General features: G+C 76.5%; 16 protein-coding genes. 10 read left to right on the top strand and 6 right to left on the bottom strand.

All coding sequences use genetic code 11. The features are described from left to right. Nucleotides 1-110 precede the first annotated feature (110 nt). A complete protein-coding gene (locus tag ACIQUT_RS31855) occupies nt 111-794 on the bottom strand; it encodes a response regulator (RefSeq protein ID WP_403568023.1) in 684 nt (227 codons plus the stop codon). Next, nucleotides 791-2,038, bottom strand: a complete 1,248-nt coding sequence (locus ACIQUT_RS31850; RefSeq protein WP_403568021.1) for a sensor histidine kinase — start codon at nt 2,036-2,038, stop codon at nt 791-793. Before ACIQUT_RS31850 ends, ACIQUT_RS31855 begins: the two co-directional genes overlap by 4 nt. A 279-nt stretch (nt 2,039-2,317) precedes the next feature. Here ACIQUT_RS31850 and ACIQUT_RS31845 point away from each other — a divergent pair, with 279 nt between their 5' ends. Next, a complete protein-coding gene (locus tag ACIQUT_RS31845) occupies nt 2,318-4,585 on the top strand; it encodes an MMPL family transporter (RefSeq protein WP_403568019.1) in 2,268 nt (755 codons plus the stop codon). Here the strand turns inward: ACIQUT_RS31845 and ACIQUT_RS31840 are convergent. Together ACIQUT_RS31840 and ACIQUT_RS31835 are read right to left on the bottom strand one after the other, a co-directional pair. Next, entirely contained in the window at nt 4,578-5,318 is a 741-nt protein-coding gene (locus ACIQUT_RS31840) for a GntR family transcriptional regulator (protein ID WP_403568017.1), read from the bottom strand. The genes ACIQUT_RS31845 and ACIQUT_RS31840 overlap by 8 nt on opposite strands. A 157-nt stretch (nt 5,319-5,475) precedes the next feature. Continuing rightward, complete coding sequence (locus ACIQUT_RS31835; protein WP_403568015.1) at nt 5,476-7,065, bottom strand: IucA/IucC family protein; 1,590 nt, start codon at nt 7,063-7,065, stop codon at nt 5,476-5,478. Between the two features lie 118 nt (nt 7,066-7,183). On the opposite strand from ACIQUT_RS31835, the gene ACIQUT_RS31830 reads away from it, so the two are divergent. From ACIQUT_RS31830 to ACIQUT_RS31815, 4 genes are all read left to right on the top strand, one after another. Beyond that, nucleotides 7,184-8,764, top strand: a complete 1,581-nt coding sequence (locus ACIQUT_RS31830) for an IucA/IucC family protein (protein WP_403568100.1) — start codon at nt 7,184-7,186, stop codon at nt 8,762-8,764. 115 nt (nt 8,765-8,879) lie between these two features. Next, nucleotides 8,880-9,608, top strand: a complete 729-nt coding sequence (locus tag ACIQUT_RS31825) for a class I SAM-dependent methyltransferase (protein WP_403568014.1) — start codon at nt 8,880-8,882, stop codon at nt 9,606-9,608. Nucleotides 9,609-9,705: 97 nt separating this feature from the next. Beyond that, nucleotides 9,706-11,346, top strand: a complete 1,641-nt coding sequence (locus ACIQUT_RS31820) for an FAD-binding oxidoreductase (RefSeq protein WP_403568012.1) — start codon at nt 9,706-9,708, stop codon at nt 11,344-11,346. Nucleotides 11,347-11,366: 20 nt separating this feature from the next. Further along, complete coding sequence (locus ACIQUT_RS31815; RefSeq protein ID WP_403568010.1) at nt 11,367-12,299, top strand: serine protease; 933 nt, start codon at nt 11,367-11,369, stop codon at nt 12,297-12,299. 297 nt (nt 12,300-12,596) lie between these two features. Here the strand turns inward: ACIQUT_RS31815 and ACIQUT_RS31810 are convergent, their stop codons facing one another. Continuing rightward, complete coding sequence (locus ACIQUT_RS31810) at nt 12,597-13,181, bottom strand: HXXEE domain-containing protein (RefSeq protein WP_403568008.1); 585 nt, start codon at nt 13,179-13,181, stop codon at nt 12,597-12,599. A 154-nt stretch (nt 13,182-13,335) separates the two neighbouring features. On the opposite strand from ACIQUT_RS31810, the gene ACIQUT_RS31805 reads away from it, so the two are divergent. From ACIQUT_RS31805 to ACIQUT_RS31795, 3 genes are all read left to right on the top strand, one after another. After that, nucleotides 13,336-14,817, top strand: a complete 1,482-nt coding sequence (locus ACIQUT_RS31805; RefSeq protein WP_403568006.1) for a sensor histidine kinase — start codon at nt 13,336-13,338, stop codon at nt 14,815-14,817. Then, on the top strand, nt 14,814-15,494 hold the full coding sequence (locus ACIQUT_RS31800) for a response regulator (RefSeq protein WP_403568004.1): 681 nt from the start codon (nt 14,814-14,816) through the stop codon (nt 15,492-15,494). Before ACIQUT_RS31805 ends, ACIQUT_RS31800 begins: the two co-directional genes overlap by 4 nt. 158 nt (nt 15,495-15,652) lie before the next feature. Further along, nucleotides 15,653-16,978, top strand: coding sequence for an acyltransferase (locus ACIQUT_RS31795; protein ID WP_403568003.1), 1,326 nt, complete (start codon nt 15,653-15,655; stop codon nt 16,976-16,978). A 101-nt stretch (nt 16,979-17,079) separates the two neighbouring features. On the opposite strand, the gene ACIQUT_RS31790 is transcribed toward ACIQUT_RS31795, so the two are convergent. Continuing rightward, nucleotides 17,080-17,502: a DUF350 domain-containing protein gene (locus ACIQUT_RS31790; protein ID WP_403568001.1), complete on the bottom strand. Its 423-nt coding sequence runs from the start codon at nt 17,500-17,502 to the stop codon at nt 17,080-17,082. Between the two features lie 198 nt (nt 17,503-17,700). Here ACIQUT_RS31790 and ACIQUT_RS31785 point away from each other — a divergent pair, with 198 nt between their 5' ends. Further along, a complete protein-coding gene (locus tag ACIQUT_RS31785) occupies nt 17,701-19,602 on the top strand; it encodes an ABC transporter ATP-binding protein (RefSeq protein ID WP_403567999.1) in 1,902 nt (633 codons plus the stop codon). Nucleotides 19,603-19,685: 83 nt separating this feature from the next. Further along, the gene (locus ACIQUT_RS31780; RefSeq protein ID WP_403567997.1) at nt 19,686-20,069 is read left to right on the top strand and encodes a VOC family protein; all 384 of its coding nucleotides are present in this window, start codon (nt 19,686-19,688) and stop codon (nt 20,067-20,069) included. Nucleotides 20,070-20,073 lie beyond the last annotated feature (4 nt).

Genomic DNA, 20,073 nt, shown 5'->3' with positions numbered 1-20,073 from the left:
TGTGCCACGGACCGGCCCCCGGTGCACGGGCTGACCGGCCGCCCCGGGCGCACGGGGCGGACCGGCCCGGATCCGGGTGCACGGGGCGGACCGGCCCGGATCCGGGCCGGTCAGCGTGCGTTCTCCCGGGCGGCCACCACGAGACCGGATTCGTAGGCCGCGATCACGGCCTGGGCCCGGTCGCGGACGCCGAGCTTGGTGAAGACGCCCGTGATGTGGTTCTTCACCGTCGAGACGCTGATGTCCAGCTCCCGGGCGATCCCCGCGTTGTCCAGGCCGGTGGCGATCAGCCGCCATATCTCCTGCTCGCGCGGGGTGAGTTCGGCGGGGGCCGCGGGGGCCGCGGCCGCCGCCGGGCCGCGCGGCCGGTCCGGGGTGCGGACGTACGCCGCGATGAGCCGGGTCAGCAGCCGCGGCGCCACCGCCGCCTCCCCGGCGTGCACGGTGCGCACGGCCGCGGTCAGCTCCTCCGGGGAGACGTCCTTCGGGAGGAAGCCGTGGGCTCCGGCGCGCAGGGCGGCGACGACGTACTCGTCCATGTCGAAGGTGCTCAGGGCCAGCACCCGGGCCTCGGGGAGGGTGCAGGCGAGTTCCCCGGTGGCCCCGACCCCGTCGAGGACCGGCATCCGGATGTCCATGACGACGACGTCGGGCCGCAGCCGCCGGGCGAGGGCGACGGCCTCGGCGCCGTCACCGGCCTCGCCCACGACCTCGACGTCCGGGTCCGGGGCCAGGATCAGGGCCAGGCCGCGCCGGACCAGCGGCTGGTCGTCCACGATCAGCACACGGATCACCGGTGCCGCACCTCCTCTGCTCCCCCGGCACGCCCCCGGTCCCCCGCCGCATCGGCGGGGATGCGGGCCGCCACCCGGAAGCCGCCTCCGTCGACGGCTCCCGCCTCCAGGGTTCCGCCCTGCAGGGCGACGCGTTCGCGCATGCCGATCAGACCGTACCCGGACCCGGACCCGGACCCGGGCGCCGGAGCGGGCGCCGGCTCCGCCCGGTCGTTGCGGACCTCGACGCGCACCTCGGCCGGGCGGTAGGTCAGCCGTACGTGGATCCGCGCCTGCCCGGCGTGCCTGCGGGCATTGGTCAGGGCCTCCTGGACGATGCGGAACACCGTCAGGCCCACGCTCGGCGGCAGGGCGCGTACCGGCCCGTCCACGGTGAACCCGGTCTCCGTTCCGGCGAGCCGGGACTCCGTGACGAGCCGGTCGAGGTCCCCGGCCCCGGGCTGCGGCTCCGGCGGCGCCCCCTCCCGGTCCGGCTCGTCACCGGCCGCCCGCAGTACGTCGAGCAGCTGCCGCATCTCGCGCAGCGCGATGCGGCCGGAGTCCTCCAGCGTGATCAGGGCCTCGCGGGCCGCGCCGGGGTCGTGCGTCAGGTTGGCGCGGGCGCCGCCGGCCATCAGCTGCATGGTCGTGATGTGGTGGGCCACGATGTCGTGCAGCTCGCGGGCGATCCGGCGGCGCTCCTCGGCGACGGCGCGGTCGGCGAGGAGGGTGCGGTGGGCCTCGGCCTCCCGGGCCCGGCGGCGCACCGCCGCGCCCGTGCCGGCGCAGAGGAGCGCGGCGACCGTGTTGCCGAGCAGGCCCCACAGCCAGGAGTCCGGGCCGCTGCCGTCGCCGGAGTGGCCGAGCAGGGACAGGGGTACGGTCGCGGCGGCCGCCGCGGCGGCGACGCGCCCGCTGCCGAACCGGGCCACCGAGTAGAGGGCGACGGCGAGGGCGGCGCCGAAGTGCGGGATCAGCGGTGTCGTCAGGTTCAGGAGCACGCCGAGGGCGAGGACGGCCGCCAGCGCCCCGAGCGGATGGCGGCGCCGGAACACCAGGCACAGCCCGGCCGCCACCAGCAGGCCCAGCGCGGGCACGGTCAGGGTCCGGCCTTCGCCGGTGACCCCCAGCGAGTAGCCGGTGAGGTCGACGGCCGCCGCCCCGACGGCCACCAGCGCGTCATTACGGCTCCAGGCGAACACCCGAGCGGGTGCGGGAGTCGGCGCCTGCCGGGAGTCGTGTGTGCTGTCGTGGCGCGTCGGCATGCCCGGGCGGTCCCCTCCCTCGTCATCGGCCCGCCGGATGCCTCGCCCGGGCCGCGTACCGGTCCATTCTCGCAGCGCTTCCCCCGCCCCGCCCCGGGCCCTGAGGAGGGTTCCGACCAGGACCGGAGTCCTGGTCGGAGGGGTGCGCACCGGACCCGGGTCCCGGCGGCGGATCCTCCTTCGCCCCGACGTGGCGGGCCCGGCCGGGTGATGGGCTGAAGGGGTGCCGGGGTGACAGCCCCGGCCGGACCGTCCGCCACCGCACGCAAGGAGTCCCCCGTGATCCGCGCCCTGACCGGCTTCGCGACCCGGAGTCCCTGGAAGGTCATCGCCCTCTGGGCGGTGCTCGGCATCGCCCTGTCCTTCCTCGGCCAGATCCTCGTCTTCCGCGCCACCCAGCCGAGCAACGCCGCGTTCCTGCCCGCGCAGTACGACTCGGCCGCCGCACTGAAGGCCGCCGAACGCCACTTCGGGGTCACCCCGGACACGAACCCGCTGACCGTGCTGGTGGCGCGTACCGACGGCGAACCGCTCTCGGCCGACGACGAACGGCGCATCGACGCCGAGGCCGCGAAGCTCTCCCGGCGGCGGGTCGAGATGCCCGTGACCCGGGACACCCCGCCCCTCTTCGCCCGGGACCACTCCCAGTTCCCCCGGCTCGGCCCCGCGACGACGGCCCCCGACCGGTCCTTCCGGCTGCTGTCGGCCGAGTTGACGGGCAATCCGACCGACCCCGGGCTGCAGGACACCTACCGGGCCTTCCGCGACCATGCGCGGGCCGCCTTCCGGGAGGCGGGGCTGCGGACCGGCTTCACCGGCCCCCTGGCGGACACCGTCGACGCGGGCGACGCGGAGAAGACCCGCTCGCTGGTGGCCGGGCTGGTGGTGGTCGGCGTGATCGTGCTGCTGCACGTACTGGTCTTCCGCAGCCTCCTCGCCGCGCTGCTGCCGCTCCTCGCGGTCTCGGTCGTGGGCGGCGCGGCCGCGGGCGCGGTCGTCGTCGCCGCACTGCTGACCGGCGTCGAACTCTCCCCGTCGACACCCGCGTTGATCAACGTGGTGCTCGTCGGCATCGGCATCGACTACTTCCTGTTCCTGCTGTTCCGCTTCCGCGAGCACCTGCGCGGCCACCCCGGGCAGTCCGGCCGGGCGGCGGCCGCCGTGGTCGCGGGCCGGGTCGGTACGGCGATCACCTCGGCGGCGCTGACCATCGTGGCGGCGTTCGCGACGCTCGGGGTGGCCTCCTTCGGCCAGTTCCGGGTGCTGGGCCCGGCCGTCGCGGTCTCCGTCCTCGTGATGCTGCTGGGCAGCCTGACGCTGCTGCCGGCGCTCCTGGCCGTGTGCGGGCACCGGATGTTCTGGCCCTCGCGCACCCTGGAGCGGCAGCCCCCGGCCGGGGCGGCCGCACGGCTCGGCGGGCTCACGGCCCGGCGCCCGCTGCTCCTCGTCCTCGCCTCCACGGCCCTGCTCGGTGCGCTCGCCGCGGGGCTCGCCGGGATGCGGATGGACTACGGCCAGGGCGGGCCGGGCGGCGGGCGCACCGCGTCCGCGCGCACGGCCGCCGAGATCGCCCGGGCCCTGCCCGCCGGGACGGCGGACCCGGCGACCGTGTTCGTCACCGCCGACGACGGGGGCCCGGTGGCGGTCGAACGGCTGGACGGGCTCACCCGCGCGCTGGCCGAGGTGCACGGGGTGGGCCGCGTGGCCCCGCCCGTGAAGAGCGAGGACGGCCGGGCGGCGCGGATCGACCTGTTCCTGGCGGTCGATCCGCAGCACCCGGAGGCCCGCGACCTCGTGTCCGGGCCGGTCCGGGACGCGGTCGCCGCGCACCGGCCCGCGGGTACCGAGGCGCATGTCGGGGGCACGGCCGCGGTGTTCGCCGACATCTCCGCCGCGGTGGAGAAGGACCTGCGGGTGGTCTTCCCGGTGGCGGCGGCACTGATCGCGCTGATCCTGATCCTGCTCCTGCGGAGCCTGCTCGCGCCGCTGGCCCTGATGGCCGCGGTCGGGTTGGGCTTCGCCGCGACCCTCGGCGCCGCCGCCTTCGTCTGCCGGCACGCGCTGGGCCGGCCGGGCGTGGACTTCACCCTCCCGCTCGTCCTGTTCCTGTTCGTGGTCGCGCTGGGCACCGACTACAACATCCTGGTGGCGGACCGGATCCGGGAGGAGATGGAACGGCCCGGTCCGGCCCGGGCGGCGGTGGCGCGCGCCGTCCGGCACACCGCGCCGGCCATCGCGACGGCCGGCCTGGTGTTGGCCGTTTCCTTCGGGAGCCTTGCCGTGAACCCGGCCCCGTCCACCCGGCAGACCGGGTTCGCGACGGCCCTCGGGATCCTGCTCTCCGCGTTCGTGCTGTCGGTCGTGCTGGTGCCGGCCCTGGCCGCGCTCCTGGGCAGGTCCCTGTGGTGGCCGGGCGCCGCCGCCCCGTCCGCACCCGGCCACCGCAGCGGAGGCCGCGGCTCCGGACCGGGGGCCGAGCCGGGGGCCGGGCAGCGGGCCGGGGACGTCGGCAGCGGGCGGACGCGGCCGCACTCCCCCGTCAGCTGACGCGGAACCCGCCGGCGGCGCGGTCCCGGTGGAAGGTCAGCCGGTCCCAGGTGGGGAAGGCGAGGTCCGTGACGGCGAGCAGCCGGCCGGAGTCGTCGTGCAGCGTGCGGCGCACGGTCAGACCGCAGTCCGGGGCGACGGCCCGGGGATGGCTGCTGCGGGTCATGGTGAGGGTCTCGGCGACGCGGCCCTGCTCGGCGGCCCGCTCCAGCCAGCGGTGCAGGGGGCCGAGGTCCTCGTCGCGCACCCCCGTGCGGTCGCGGTAGGCGGCCAGTTCGGGGGTCTGCGCCACGGCGCGCGGGCAGAGGTAGGTCACGGCGTGCTGCAGCGTCTGCCCCGCCGGGCCGCGCTCGCGGCGGTGGTGCACCAGGGTGCGCTCGCCGCCCCGCATGCCGAGGAGCGGGGCGAGCGCGGGCGGCACGGTCACCCGGGCGAGCCAGCTCTGGGCGACCACGGCCGCCAACGCCCCGGCCGTGCCGGCCGTGGGCGGCGCGGGCAGGGCCGACCTGGTGCCGCGGCGTTCCGTCACGATGAGGCCGCCGTCCCGCAGGTGCTGCAGCGCGGCCCGGACCGTCTGGCGGTTGACCCGGTAGGACGCGGCCAGGGTGCGCTCCGAGGGGAGTCTGCCGCCGGGACCGTGCACGGCGTCTTCGAGCTCCTGCCGCAGCGCTGCTGCGATCCGCTGGTACTTGGGGACGGCGGCCGGGCCGCCGCCCCGCGAAGGGGAGGGCATGGCTTCTCCTCTGACGGATGGTCAAGGAATGCGCGGACTGCCCACCCAACGTAGCATTGGTCTATACCTCTAGTGAGGGGTGGAAGGGGGTTCGTACACCACCTTGGCCGGATCCCGCCCGCCGCCTTCCCCGCGCCTCCGCCTGCGCCCCTGCCCCCTACCGCAGCGGATTCGGCAGCGGGATGTAGCGCGCGTCCGCGCCGTCCGCCCGGGTCCAGCGCAGCAGCAGGTTCGTCTTGGCCGGGAGGGACGGGGCCGCGAGCAGTTCCGCGACCTCCGGCAGGCCCCGCTCGGCGTCGTAGCGCAGGAACTCCTCGCGCACCGCGGGCCACACCACGCCGGCCGCTCCGGGGTGCGCCTCGGCGAGGGCTCCGCCCACCTCCGCCAGGTGGTTGACGACCAGGCAGTAGACCAGGCGCTGCCAGGCGGCCGCCCGCTCCGGTTCCGGCAGCAGCTTCACGCCCTCCGCGTCGCGGAAGAGGGCCTGCACCGGCATGCCCTGCCCGTCGAACGCGACCAGGGTGTTCTGGAGGTGGGCCTCCAGCACGGCCCCGTGCCGGGCGAACAGCTCCAGCACGGGCGGCACGACCTGCCGCAGGTACGCCCGCCACCAGCCGGCCGGGTCGCCGGTGCGGGCGAGCGGGCTGCCGGCGTACCCCTCGGCGAGCGCGGCGGCGAGCACGGGCGCGGCGCCGGGCACCGCATGCGCCCGCAGCCCGTCGCGGACCAGCACCGCGAGCTCCTCGAAGGCGAAGGCGGCGGTGCGGTAGCCGCGGTCGGCGAGCCAGGCCGCATCCGACCCGGTGTGCTGCCGCAGGGCGGCGAAGCCCGCCTCGACGGCCGCGTCCGTCCGGCGGAGTTTCAGCAGGTCGTGCCGCCACAGCCGGCGCACGTCGTTGGTGATCCGGACGTCGAGGCTGAACTTCACGAAGAGGTCTCCGGCCGCACCGCCCCCGCCTCCATCCCCGGCCTCAGCCCCGGCCCCGGGCACGGCCCCGGGCACGTACAGGGTCCGGACCGAGGCGGTGGGCCAGGCGGCCCGCCGCCCCCGGCCCAGGTGCAGCAGCCGCCCGTCGGCGAACGCCGCGCGGACCGCCGGGGAGCCGTCGAGCAGCTCCAGCTGCCACGGGTGGGCGGGCAGGAGCCGGTAGCCGGCGGGCGGGCGGGGGCCGTCCTGCAGTGCGGCCAGGGCGTCGATGGCGTCGGCCGCGGCCGGCCCGCCCTCCTCCACCACCTGGTCCTCGCGCAGCCCGAGGAAGACCAGCGGGAAGCGGGCGTGGGCCTCCGGCGCGTACGGCAGCCAGCTCGCGGCGGGCGCACCGCCCCGGGCCTTGGGGGCGGGGTGGTGCGGGTGGCCCAGGACGAGGGACTGCTCGGACAGGACGTACGGGTCCTCGGGCGGTTCGGCCGCGGACCGGGCGGCCAGCAGGGCGGCGATGGCCTCGCGGCTGTCGGCCATCTCGACCGGGAGCTCGTCGTTCGGTGCACCCGTGTACCGGAGCAGTTCGTCGGCGACGAGCTTCACCAGTTCGGTGTGGGTGAGCGGGTGCCAGCCTCCGCCCGTGCCCAGTTCGGGGTCGGCGGGCCGGCGGCCGGGGCGCACCCGCAGCAGGCGGCCGCTGCCGCGCAGCCGGTGGACACCTCCGCCCTCCGGGTCGGCCGCCTCCCGCAGCAGGCAGTTGAGCAGGGGGGCGGCGGCGCGTGCGTCGGCGACGGCGTTGAGGTCCACGTATTCCATTCGGTCCATCCCATGCGCCGGAGGCCCGCTGGGCGGACCACCGGCCGTGATCATCAGTATCCGCGATGATGACGTGATCACCACAACCATCCGCGAGAGCGAGAGGAACAGGGCCCTGCACCCCAGCATGAACCTCCCCCACTCCCCGGCCGAAGAGGCCGTATCCGCCGAACTGGCCGACGTACGCCCCGCACTCGGCGCCCCGTACGAGTCCGCGCTCGGCGGCGCCCGGGCCGCGGTGCTGACCCGGCTGTGGCGGGCGCTGGCGTACGAACCGCTGCCGTGGGTGGTGCGCCGCGAGCGGGGCTCCGGCGGCCTGGCCCTGCTGCTGTCCGACGGCAGGCGGCTGGAGGGCCCGCCGCCGGACCCCTACGCCACCGGCGGGCACGTGACCGAGCTGCTCCTCGACGGCAGCCCGTACCGGCAGGCCGGGCGGCTGATGGCGGCCCTGCGGGTGCCGCACGGGGACGCGTTCGCCGCCGAGCTCGACGGCAGCACCGCCTCCCTCGCCCTGTCGCGGGCGGGGCAGCCCCCCGCCGGGGAGCCGGACCCGCAGACGGCCCGGGAATGGGAGCAGCGGGTGGTCGACGGGCACCCGTACCACCCGAACTGCCGCTCCCGCCCCGGGTTCTCGGTGGCCGAGCAGCTGGCGTACGCCCCCGAGCACCGGCCGGTCGTCCGGCTCGGGCTGGTGCCCGTACGGGCCGAGGAGTGCCTGGTCACGGGCGCCTGGCCGACGGAGCTGCGGGAGGGGGGCCGGATCCTGCTGCCCGTGCACCCGTGGCAGGCGGAGCACGTCTTGAAGCAGACGAGCCTGAAGCAGACGGGCCCGATGCAGACGGGCCGGGGGCCGGACGCCCTGCGGGCGGGCTGGGCGGCGCATCCTCTGATGGCGCTGCGCACGCTCGCCCCGGCGGCGGGCGGCGCGCACGTCAAGACGGCGCTGAGCACGCGGCTGACCTCCTCCGTACGGGACATCTCGGGCTATTCGATCGAGACGGCGGCGGTGGTGTCCGCCTTCGCACAGGCACTGGCCGGGCGGCTGGACGGGCGGCTGCACATCACCCGCACCCTGGGGGCCGTGTCGGCGCACAGCCCGGACCTGGCCGCGGTGCTGCGCGAGCCGCCGGAGGTGTACGCGGACGCGGCGGCGGGCGAGCGGGTGGTGCCGGTGGCGGCGCTGGCCGGGGCGCCGTTCGCCCGTTCGGCGGACTGGCAGGCCGCGTTCGCCCGGCTCGCGCTCTCCGTGTGCCTGCGGGTGCTGGACCTCGGGGTGGCGCTGGAGGCCCACGGGCAGAACCTCCTCGTGGTCCTGTCCGCCGACGGCACCCCGCTGCGGCTGGTCTACCGGGATCTGGCCGACATCCGGATCAGCCCGGCCCGCCTCGCCCGGCACGGCCTGCCGGTGCCGCCGGTGTCCGGGCGGCTGGTCACCGACGACGTAACGGTCCTGCGGCGCAAGCTGTTCGGCTCCCTCCTGGCCGGGGCCCTGGGGTCCACGGCGGGCTCGGCGGCGGCCTTCGCGGAGGTCCTCGGGCGGGCGGCGGCCGGGCTGGAGCCCACCGCGGACACGGGCGCGCTGCTGGACGCTCCGCTGCCGGTCAAGGCGCTGACCCTGATGCGGCTGAGCCCGGGGATCCCGGGTGACCAGTGGACCTGCCTGGACAACCCGCTGACCGGGCGCGGGCCGGGCGGGCGCGCGGGCTAGTCGTACGGCACCGTGAGGCCGGGGACGCGGCGTCCCGTGCACGCCTCCCGGCGGTGGCCGGGGGAGCGTCGTGAGGCGGTGAACCTTGCCCGCCGGAGCACTAGTCTCCGGGGACATGAGCGAGACCTCGCACCTGAGCTCCGTACGGGCGTCCTACGACGCCGTCGCCGTCGACTACGCCCGGCTGCTCGGGTCGGACCTGGACGGCAGACCGCTCGACCGGGCCATGCTGGCGGCCTTCGCCGAGTGCGTGCGGGGCGAGGGGGGCGGCGGGGCGGCCGGCCGGGTGGTCGCGGACCTGGGCTGCGGTCCGGGCCGGATAACGGCCCACCTGGACGCGCTCGGCCTGCGGGCCTTCGGGGTGGACCTGTCGCCGGCGATGGTCGCGGTGGCCCGGCGGACCTATCCGGGCCTGCGGTTCGAGGTCGGCTCGATGGGCGCGCTGGACGTGGCGGACGGCGTGCTCGGCGGGGTCCTGGCCTGGTACTCCACCGTGCACACCCCGCCGGCCGGGCTGGCGCCGCTGTTCGCGGAGTTCGCCCGGGTCCTGGCGCCGGGCGGCCATCTCCTGATCGCGTTCAAGGCGGGCGACCGGCGGATCCGCCTGGAGGAGGCGTACGGGCACCGGGTCGACCTGGACGTGTACTGGACGCCGCCGGACCTGGTCGCCGGACTCCTCGCCGACGCCGGACTGGCCGAGGTGGCCCGCCTGGTGCGGCAGCCCGGCCCCGGCGAGAAGGGCCCGCAGGGCTTCCTGCTGGCCCGCCGGGCCGGCGACGGGGCAGGGCCGGCCCCGAGGGCGGAACCGGGAGTCGTCCGGCAGGGGGCGGCTCCCGGGCACTGACGGGCCCGCCGGACGGCCGTCGGCCGTTCGGGGGGCAGCGGGGCGGCGGCGGGCCCGCCTGCACGGCGATCGGCACGCGCGATGGCAGGAAGGAGGAATGAGCCTCCACCGACGCCGCCTCCTGGCCGGCGCACCCCTGGCCGTCCTCGCGGCCGTCGGCGCGGCAGCCGGCGCGGCGGCCGGGCCGGGCGCGGGGCCCGCCTCCGGGGCAGGAGCCGGTCCGGGCAGCGGGTCGGCCGCCCGGCCGGGCGCCGGTTCCGGCTCCGGGGCGGCCGCCGGCGCGGGCGGGCCCGCCCGGGGCCCGGACTACGGGGCGCTCGCCCGCGGCATCGACGGGCGGGTCGTCCTGCCGGGCGACCCCGCCTACCCGGAGGCCCGGCAGCTGTTCCAGCCGCGCTACGACACCGTCGCCCCGGCCGCCGTGGCCTATCCGGCGCACGCCGGGGACGTGGCCGTCTGCCTGGACTTCGCCCGCCGTTCGGCGGTGCCGGTCGTCCCGCGCTCCGGCGGGCACAGCTACGCCGGCTGGTCCACCCGCGCGGGCGGCCTCGTCGTCGACGTCAGCGCCATGGACGCGGTGGCCCTGTCGGGGACCGGGGTGCGGGTCGGCGCGGGCGCCCGCCTCGGCGACGTCAACCGGGCCCTCGCCGCGCACGGCCGCTCCATCCCGACCGGCCTGTGCCCCACCGTGGGGATCGCCGGGCTCACCCTGGGCGGCGGGCTGGGCCTCGCCTCCCGGGCGTACGGGGCCACCTGCGACCGCCTCACCGGCGCGACCGCGGTCACCCCGGACGGGGTCGTCCGGGAGGTCGACGCCGCCCGGGACCCGGACCTGTTCTGGGCCCTGCGCGGCGGCGGGGGCGGCAACTTCGCCGTGGTCACCGAACTCCGCTTCGACACCCACCCGGCCGCGGACTGCGCCTACGCCGAACTCCACTGGTCCGCCGCCGACGCCGGCTCGGCGGCCGTGCTCCGCGGCTGGCAGCGCTGGACGGCCGCCCTGCCCGAACCGTTCTGGAGCCAGGTGGAGTTCCTGCTTCCGTCCGGTCCGCCGCCCCCGCCCGCCGTCCGCGTGCTCTGCCTCGACGGGCGCGCCGAGCTCGACCGGCAGCTGACCCGGCTGGCCGACCTGGTCGGCAGCCCGCCCCGCGACTCCTGGACCGCCGTCCGCGGCCACGAGGAGACCCTGCGGGCCATGTCCGGCTGCCTGGAGCGGACCGCCGATCGGTGCCGGCTGCCCGGCACGCTGCCCGGCCGCGGCGCCGAGGGCGGGATCGGCCGGGACTCGTACGGCGCCCGCTCGGACTTCTGGCCGGCCGCGGGCCTCCCGGACGCCGGGGTGGCCGCGGTCCTGGCCCGGATGCGCCGGTACGCCGAGGACGTGCCCGCCGGCGGGATGGGCGTCGTGCAGTTCACCGGGGACTGCGGCGGCGCCGTGAACCGGCCGGCGCCCGCCGACACCGCGTTCGTGCACCGCGACAGCGCCTTCCTCACCCAGTACCTGGCCTACTGGCCGGAGACCGCCACGCCCGCCGAGACGGCCCGGCACCTGGCCTGGCTCGACGCCCTCTGGCAGGACCTGCGCCCCTGGGCGACCGGGCGCGCGTACCAGAACTACACCGATCCGAAGCTGCCCGACTGGCGCACGGCCTACTACGGGCCGAACCTCGCCCGCCTCGAAGAGGTGCGGCGCGCCCACGACCCGGGCCGGCTGTTCCGTTTCCCCCAGGCCGTCTAGCGGAGCCCGAGGAGCCCGACATGCGACGACTGTTGACGGTGGCGGCGTTGGCGGCCGCCCTCCTGCTGCCGAGCGGGCCGCTGCCCGTCGCCGAGGCGGGCAGCGGCCCGCCGCCGGTGACCGGCCGGTGGTCCGCCCGGGAGGCGGAGGCGTTCTGGACGGCGGACCGGATGGCGTCCGCCGCCCCCGTCAACGCGAGCGGCCCCGACGCGCCGGCCGCGGCCGCCGACCCGGGCACCGGCAAGGACTTCGACGGGATCCCGGTCGTCGGCCGGATGTTCGTCATGAAGGGCGGCGGCGCGTACTTCTGCACCGCCAGCGTGGTCTCCTCCCCCGGCCGCAACCTGGTGCTCAGCGCGGCGCACTGCCTGCTCGGCACCGATGCCCGGCAGGTGGCGTTCGTCCCGCTGTACACGGCGGAGAACCCGCAGCCGTACGGCATGTTCCCGGTGCTGCGGGACGCGCAGGGACGGTCGAAGGTGTGGATCGACCCGCGCTACAAGAGCCTCGGGGCGGACCGGGCAGCCACCCTCGACGTGGCGTTCGCCCAGGTCGGGCCGGACGCCGACGGGTTCCCGGTCGAGGAGGTGGTCGGCGGGAACCGGCTGGCCACCGACGCGGGCTACGCGCACGCGCAGGTGACGCTGATCGGCTACCCGGCGTCCGCGGCCCGGCCGCGGCTGTGCGTGAACCGCACGACGAAGTTCACCAGCACCGATCCGGGCATCCCCGGGTCGTTCCTGCGGATCGACTGCACCGGCTACCCGGGCGGGACCAGCGGCGGCCCGTTCCTGACCCACTACGACAAGGAGACCGAGACGGGGAACGTGGTCGGGGTCATCGGCGGCTGGAAGACCGGCGGGGACACCGCGGACACCTCGTACAGCTCCTACTTCGGAGCCGACGTCAGGAAGCTGTACCAGAAGGCTGTTGCCGAGGCCGCGGTGGGGTGACCCCCCGCACCCGGCGGATCCGCCGCGGGTTGCCCACGCTGCGGGCCGCCGCCTCGGCCGCCGTACGGCTCCACCCGCCGGCCCGGGCGGAACTCCAGGGGGCGACGGCGTCGTAGAGGTGGCACGCGGCGTCGGCCCGCCCACCCACGCCCCGGGCCGCGATGGTCGGCACCTGCTCCATGCCGGGGGTCAACGAGCGGGACGGCTGCGGGGAACGAGCCGACCGCCCGCCCGCCCGGCGCCGGGCGGGCGGGGTTGCGGCGGCCGGCGGGGTTCGGGCCGGCCCGCCGGCCCCCGTCAGACGGCCGCCCCGCCACGGCGCAGGATCCGCCGGGCGGCGGCCTGCGCGCCCGCCGCCGTGGCGGCGGCCAAGGCCAGCCCGAGCGCCGCATCGCGCGGCCGCGCCGGCCGCAGCACCCCGGCGCGCCGGAGCCGGCCGCGGGCCCAGACGGTGAACGGGACCACGAGCAGCGGCGAGGTGGCCACGCCGGGGGTGTAGCCGCGGGTGGCGGCGGCCTGTGCGACGTGGACCAGGCCGTGCAGGCCGAAGGCGTTCAGGGAGGCCTGGTAGAAGGCGGACCGCCCGCCGGTGCGGTACCCGTCGGCGGCGGCCGCGCCCACGACGACGGCCGCGACGGCGACCGCGGTGGCGAACTCCCGCCCGTCCACCGACCCGAGGCGGTCCCACACCCGGTCGGGCACCCGGGGGTGGCGTGCGCGCAGGACGGGGACCCGGTCGCGGGACCAGCGCCCCATCGTCGCGATCTCCTCCGTGTCGTGCAGGGCCCAGGCGGCGAAGAGGCCGAGCGTGGCGGCAGCGGTGACACCGGCGGAAGCGGTGGCCGGTGCGTGGGGCGTGACGGTGGTTCCGGGTGCGCTCATGGGCCACAGTCTGCAAGATCGACAGCCGTGGCAGGGGCGAGATCCAGCCGAACTCCCTTTGCCCGGCGGCGTGATGCGGGTCCGGTCGGTCTGCGGTTCCGCGTCCGGGCCCGGACCGGAGCCGGCGGTGCGCGGCGCATACGCTGGGCGGACCATGAGCGATCGCGATGAGCCCCGCCGCCGTTCCCGGTTCCGCCGGGGCCCCCGTACGCCCGAGCCCGCCGCCGCCGCGCGGGCGGTCCCGGCCCCGCCCGCGGCCGGTGCCGCAGCGCCCGCCGCCGCCCCGGCCGCCCCCGCTCCGGCCGCCGCGTCGCGGGGCGCGCGGTCGGCGGCGCGGCTCGGCCGGGTGCTGCGCTCCCCCGCCCGCCCGGGGGAGCCCCTGTTCGCGCAGGCGCCGAAGGCCTGGCAGCGGCTGCTGCCCTTCGCGGTCACCGCGGCGTTCGTGGCGTCCCTCCTGCCCGTCACGGTCGTGGTGCTGATCGACACGTACGGGGTCGGCGGCGGCTGGGCGGGGGCGCTGGGCGTGGCCCAGACCGTGCCGCTGCTGCTGGCCGTGACCCGGCCGGTGCGGGCCTGGGCGATCGTGCTGGCCGCGGACGCGGTGGGGGCGCTGCTGGTGCTCGGGTCCGAGAGCCCGGCGGGACTCGCCTGGCCGTGGACCCCGATGGGCATCGTCGGCTACCTGGTGGTGATGGTGTGCCTGGGGCTCCGCGAGCCCGTCAGGACGCTGATCGGGGTCTGGTTGGCGACGGGTGCGGCCGGGGTGGTGCTGGGGTTCTTCCAGTCGGCCGTGACGACGAACACCGCCGCCCTCCTCTTCGTCCTGAGCGGGGCCCTGCTCGCGGTGACGGGATCCCTGCGCGGACTCGGCGACGCCCAGCAGCGGGTCGCCGAGCAGGAGAGCATCAGCGAGGCGGAGCGGGCCCGGCGCACGCTTCTGGAGGAACGGGCCCGGATCGCCCGGGAGTTGCACGATGTGGTGGCCCACCACATGTCGGTGATCACCGTGCAGGCGGACTCCGCGCCGTACCGGCTGCCGGGCATGGCGGAGCCGGTGCGGGAGGAGTTCGCGGCGATCGCGGCGAGCGCGCGGGAGTCGCTGGGCGAGATGCGGCGGCTGCTGACCGTCCTGCGCAGCGACCGGGCGAACGGGGCGAACGCGAACGGAGCGGCCGGATCCGGCGGCGGCCCGGGCGGCGGGGACGGCGCCGAGCGGGCCCCGCAGCCCGGCATCGGCCGCATCCAGCAGCTCGTCGAGGCGACCGTACGGGCCGGGCAGCCGGTGGAGTTGTCGCTGGCCGCCGGGGCGGACGAGGCGGCGCCGCCGGCCGTGGACCTGTCGGCGTACCGGATCGTGCAGGAGGCCCTCGCGAACGTGGTGCGGCACGCCCCCGGGGCACGGGCCCGCGTCTCGGTGACGTACGACGCGCAGGAGGTCATCGTCCTCGTCGTCAACGGGCCGGGGCGGGACGGTGCGCCGGTGCTGGAGACCGCGGGCACCGGGCACGGACTGGTGGGGATGCGGGAGCGCGTACGGTTGACGGGCGGGACGCTGGACACCGGTCCGCTGCCCGACGGCGGCTTCCGGGTCGCCGCCCGCCTGCCCCTGAACGAACCGAGCGAGGACGCCAGTTGACCATCCGAGTGATCGTCGTCGACGACCAGGCCATGGTGCGTGCGGGGTTCGCCGCACTGCTGTCGGCGCAGGCCGACATCGATGTGGTGGGCGAGGCCCCCGACGGGCGGCATGGGGTGGCCCTGGCCCGGTCCGTCCACCCCGACGTGGTGCTGATGGACGTGCGGATGCCGGAGCTGGACGGGCTGAGCGCGGCCCGGGAGATCCTCGATCCGCCGCCCGGGGTGCTGCACCGGCCGAAGGTGCTGATGCTGACCACCTTCGACATCGACGACTACGTGTACGAGGCGCTGCGCGCCGGCGCGTCCGGGTTCCTGCTGAAGGACGCCCCGCCGGCCGACCTGATCTCGGCGGTCCGGGTCGTCGCGTCGGGCGAGGCGCTGCTGGCGCCCTCGGTGACGCGGCGTCTGATCGCGGACTTCGTGCAGCGGCGGCCGGCCCCGCGCCGGGACCCGGCGCTCCGGCTGAACGGGCTGACCCCGCGGGAGAGCGAGGTGCTGGAGCTGATCGCGCGGGGGCTGTCGAACCAGGAGATCGCCGGGCAGCTGGTGGTGGCCGAGCAGACGGTGAAGACGCACATCGGGCGGGTGCTGGCCAAGCTGGACCTCCGCGACCGGGCGCAGGCCGTCATCTTCGCGTACGAGGCCGGAGTGGTGCGGCCCGGCGACGGCGGCTGACCTCCCCGCCCCGGCCCTCCCCGCGCCCGGCCTTTCCCACTCCCGGGGCTCCGCCACCCCCTACCGGAGTATGACATCCGGCTTGGCTCCCCGGTCCGACGTGCCGGCGGGCACCTCCTTCCTACCTTCCTCGGCGTCACGAGGAGAGGAGAAGGGGAATGCGCCGCTTCGGGAGGATCCCGGCCACTGCCGCGCCGGCGGTGGCCGCGGCCGCGGGGACCGCGGACGTGCCGGACGCGGCGTTCGCCGCGATCGCGAAGGCAGGAGGTCCGGCGAGCGCCGCGGCGGCGCTGCGGCGGGCGGCCGACCGCATCGAGCGGCGAACGCCCGCCCACCGGGACCGGGCGGTCGACGGGCTGCGGGCCCTCGCCCTGCTGGCCGTCCCGACCGGGCACTGGATGCTCGGCGGCTTCACCCTCGACCCCGAGGGCGGCCTGCACAACGCGAGCCCGCTCTCCGCGCTCCCGGTGCTCGCGCCGGCGAGCTGGGTGCTGCAGATGCTCGGCATCTTCTTCCTGGTCGGCGGCTACGCCTCGGTGCTGTCGTACCGCCGGCGCGAGGGGTCCACCGGGGCCTGGCTGCGGGGCCGGGTCGCCCGGCTGGGGCGGCCGGTGCTCGGGGTCACGGCGGTGTGGGCGCTGGCCGCGCCGCTCCTGTACGCGGCCGGGGTGCCGGAGGCGACGCTGCGGACCGCGGCGACGCTGGTGATCCAGCCGCTGTGGTTCGTCGGGGTGTACCTGGTGGTGACCGCGCTGACCCCGTACTGCGTGCGGGCCGCCCGGCGGCTCGGCGGGTGGGCGGCGGCCCCGCTGCTCGCCTCGGTCGCGGCGGTGGACTTCCTGCGGTACGGGCCGTTCGCCGGGTCCGTGCCGTCCTGGCTGGCGGTGCTGAACATCCTGCCGGGCTGGCTGTTCGCCTACCAGCTCGGGGTGTCGTGGGGCGAGCGGCGGATCGGGCGGCGCGGGGCCTGGCTGCTGCTGGCGGGCGGGGGCGTGCTGTTCGCGGTGCTGCTCGCGGTGTTCCACTACCCGGCGTCGATGGTCGGCGTACCGGGCGCGGAGCGGACCAATTCGCACCCGCCGTCGCTGCTGGTGCTCGCGCTGGCCGCGGCGCAGTCGGGGGCGGCGATGCTGCTGCGGGAGCGGCTGGCGCGGCTGCTGGCGCAGCCGGCGCTGTGGGCGCCGGTGGTGGTGGTCAACCTGTGCGCGATGACGATCCTGTGCTGGCATCAGACGGCCATGCTGGCGGCGGCCGTTCCCGGCTCGTTCGCGGGCGGGGTGGCGGGGCTGACGACCGCTCCGGACAGCCCGGCCTGGATCGCGGCACGGCTGCTGTGGCTGCCGTTGTTCGCGGTGCTGCTGGCAGGAATTGCCCGGTATGCACGGCGGTTCGAGGAGCCGTGGACGGGGGCGACGGCGGTGCGGCGGACGGCGGCCGGGCTACTGGCGGCGGGGTACGGGGTGTTCGCGCTGGGCCTGGCCTGATCCCGCGATGACAACGAGAGCGCCGCTCCCTTCCGGGGGCGGCGCTCTCGTGCGGGGCGAGGGGCCCGGTGCGGGGCCGTTGTTGCCGGCGGTCGGCCGGGTCAGGCGATCGAGGCCGCGACGATGGCGGCCACCGCCAGGTTGCAGCAGGCCGTCACCCAGACCGCCGGGTGCGGCTCCGGGTCGACCACTATGGCGCCGAGCTTGCCCGGGGTCACCAGGTCCAGCACCAGGAAGGCCAGCGCCATCAGGACCAGGCCGAGGATGCCGAAGGCCGCGGTGGACAGCAGGCCCTTGGCGAAGTCGTCGTACGTCGTCCAGATCGAGGTGAACACGATCCCGCCGATGCCGAGGAGGGCCGAGCTCAGCGTGATGGCCGCGTTGCGGTTGCGCTCCTCCCAGATCTGCTTCGGGAGCTTCCCGGGGGTCAGCACGTCCACCAGGACGATCCCGAGGATCAGCAGGACCAGGCCCAGGGCGCCGTAGGCGCCGGTGCGGCCAAGTCCGTTGACGATGTCGCTCATTGTGAAGCCTGTCTTCGCGGGGGTGGAAGGGACCCGGTGGGAGGGGCCGGGAGTGGCCGAATCTATCGCACTGCCCGGCGGCGGACCATGGGGAGGTCAGGAACGGGTAAAGGCCACGGGCGGGCAGCGGAGTTCACCGTTCGCCCTCCCCACCCGACCCTTGACCTCAAGATTGGTTGAGGTTCTAGCGTTCCCCTCATGGACATGGAAGTCACCGCCTGGACCTCCCTGCGCAGCGCGATCGACGCCCAGCAGGACCGCCGCCCCGTCTCCCGGGCGAGCCTGCGCCGCATCGCCGCGTTCGCCCGCCCGCACCGCCGCGGGCTGACCCTGTTCCTCCTCCTCAGCATCGTGACCGCCCTGCTCGCGGTCGCCACCCCGGTCCTCGCCAGCCGGGTCGTCACCGCGATCGTCGACGGCCGGGAGTCCTCCGCCGTCGTCCGGTTCGCCCTGCTCATCGCGGTCATCGCGGTCGCGGAGGCCGGACTCGGGCTGCTGACCCGCAAACTGTCGGCCACCCTCGGCGAGGGCCTGATCCTGGACCTGCGGACGGCGGTCTTCGACCACGTCCAGCGGATGCCGGTCGCCTTCTTCACCCGGACCCGGACCGGCGCCCTGGTCAGCCGGCTCAACAACGACGTCATCGGCGCCCAGCGGGCGTTCAGCAACACCCTGTCCGGGGTGGTCGCCAACACCGTGACCCTGCTGCTGACGCTGGCCGTCATGCTGGGCATCTCCTGGCAGATCACCCTCCTCGCCCTGCTGCTCCTGCCGGTGTTCGTGGTCCCGGCCCGCCGGACGGGGGCGCGGATGGCCGCGCTCCAGCGGGAGGCGTCCGCCCTCAACGCCGCCATGGGCACCCAGATGACCGAGCGGTTCTCCGCACCCGGCGCCACCCTGGTCAAGCTGTTCGGGCGGCCGGCCGACGAGTCCGCCGAGTTCGCGGCCCGGGCGGGCCGGGTGCGCGACATCGGCATCCGCACGGCGATGGCGCAGTCGGCGTTCATCACCGCGCTCACCCTGGTCTCGGCCCTCGCCCTCGCCCTGGTCTACGGGCTCGGCGGCTACTACGCGCTGCGCGGCACCCTGGACGCGGGGAGCGTCGTCGCCCTGGCCCTGCTGCTCACCCGCCTGTACGCCCCGCTGACCGCGCTGGCCGGCGCCCGCGTGGAGGTGATGAGCGCCCTCGTGAGCTTCGAGCGGGTCTTCGAGATCCTCGACCTGGAACCGCTCATCGCGCAGAAGCCGGACGCCCGCCGGGTCCCGGAGGGGCCGGTCTCCGTCGAGTTCGACCGGGTCTCCTTCGGCTACCCCTCCCCCGACAAGGTCTCGCTCGCCTCCCTGGAGGAGGTCGCGGCCCTCGACGCCCGCGGCGGCGGCCAGGTCCTGCACGAGGTGTCGTTCCGGGCCGAGCCCGGCCGGATGATCGCCCTGGTCGGCTCCTCCGGCGCCGGGAAGTCCACCATCGCGCAGCTGCTGCCCCGCCTGTACGACGCGGACGCGGGCGCCGTGCGCCTCGGCGGGGTCGACGTACGGGACCTCAGCGCCGAGTCGATCCGCGAGACCCTCGGCATGGTCACCCAGGACGGGCACCTCTTCCACGAGTCGGTACGGGCCAACCTGCTGCTGGCCCGGCCCGGGGCGACCGAGGAGGAGCTGTGGGAGGCGCTGCGCCGTTCGCGGTTGGACGGGCTGGTCGCCTCGCTCCCGGACGGCCTGGACACGGTGGTCGGCGAGCGCGGGTACCGGCTGTCGGGCGGGGAGCGGCAGCGGCTGACCATCGCGCGGCTGCTGCTGGCCCGGCAGCGGGTGGTGATCCTGGACGAGGCCACCGCGCACCTGGACTCCACCTCCGAGGCGGCGGTGCAGGAGGCGCTGGGCGAGGCCCTGGCGGGCCGGACCGCCGTGGTGATCGCGCACCGGCTGTCGACCGTGCAGGCGGCCGACCAGATCCTGGTGGTCGAGGACGGCCGGATCGTGGAGCGCGGCACGCACACCGGGCTGCTGGCCGCGGGCGGACGGTACGAGGAGCTGTACCGGACCCAGTTCGCCCCGGCCGGGGACGCGACTGCCGCCGGGACGGCGCCGACGGGAGCCTGAGGCGCGTGCCTGGCGGCCGGCGCCGGCCGACGGCAGCATGATGCGGACAGGCCCCGCACCGAACAGGCAACGTGGAGCAGCAGATGGACATCAAGCTGGAGCTGGTCGCCGTCCCCGTCACCGACGTCGACCGGGCCAAGGCCTTCTACGAGCAGGTCGGCTTCCAGGCCGACCACGACGTCACCGTCAGCGAGGAGATCCGCTTCGTGCAGCTGACCCCGCCCGGGTCGGCCTGCTCGATCGCCCTGGGCAAGGGGCTCACCCGGATGGCCCCGGGATCGCTGGACAACATGCAGGTGGTCGTGGCGGACATCGAGGAGGCGTACGCGGACCTGAAGGGGCGGGGCGTGGAGGTGAGCGAGATCGAGGACCTGCCCTGGGGCTCGTTCGTCCGCTTCGCGGACCCGGACGGCAACCGCTGGGCGGTGCAGCAGACCACCCCGCGCACGGCGGCCCCCGGCCGGTGAGCGG

The sequence above is a fragment of the Streptomyces sp. NPDC090445 genome (assembly GCF_044769385.1).
Classification (GTDB): Bacteria; Actinomycetota; Actinomycetes; order Streptomycetales; family Streptomycetaceae; genus Streptomyces.
The sequence above is the reverse complement of the archived record's forward strand: the minus strand, read 5'-3'. Positions and strand labels throughout refer to the sequence as shown.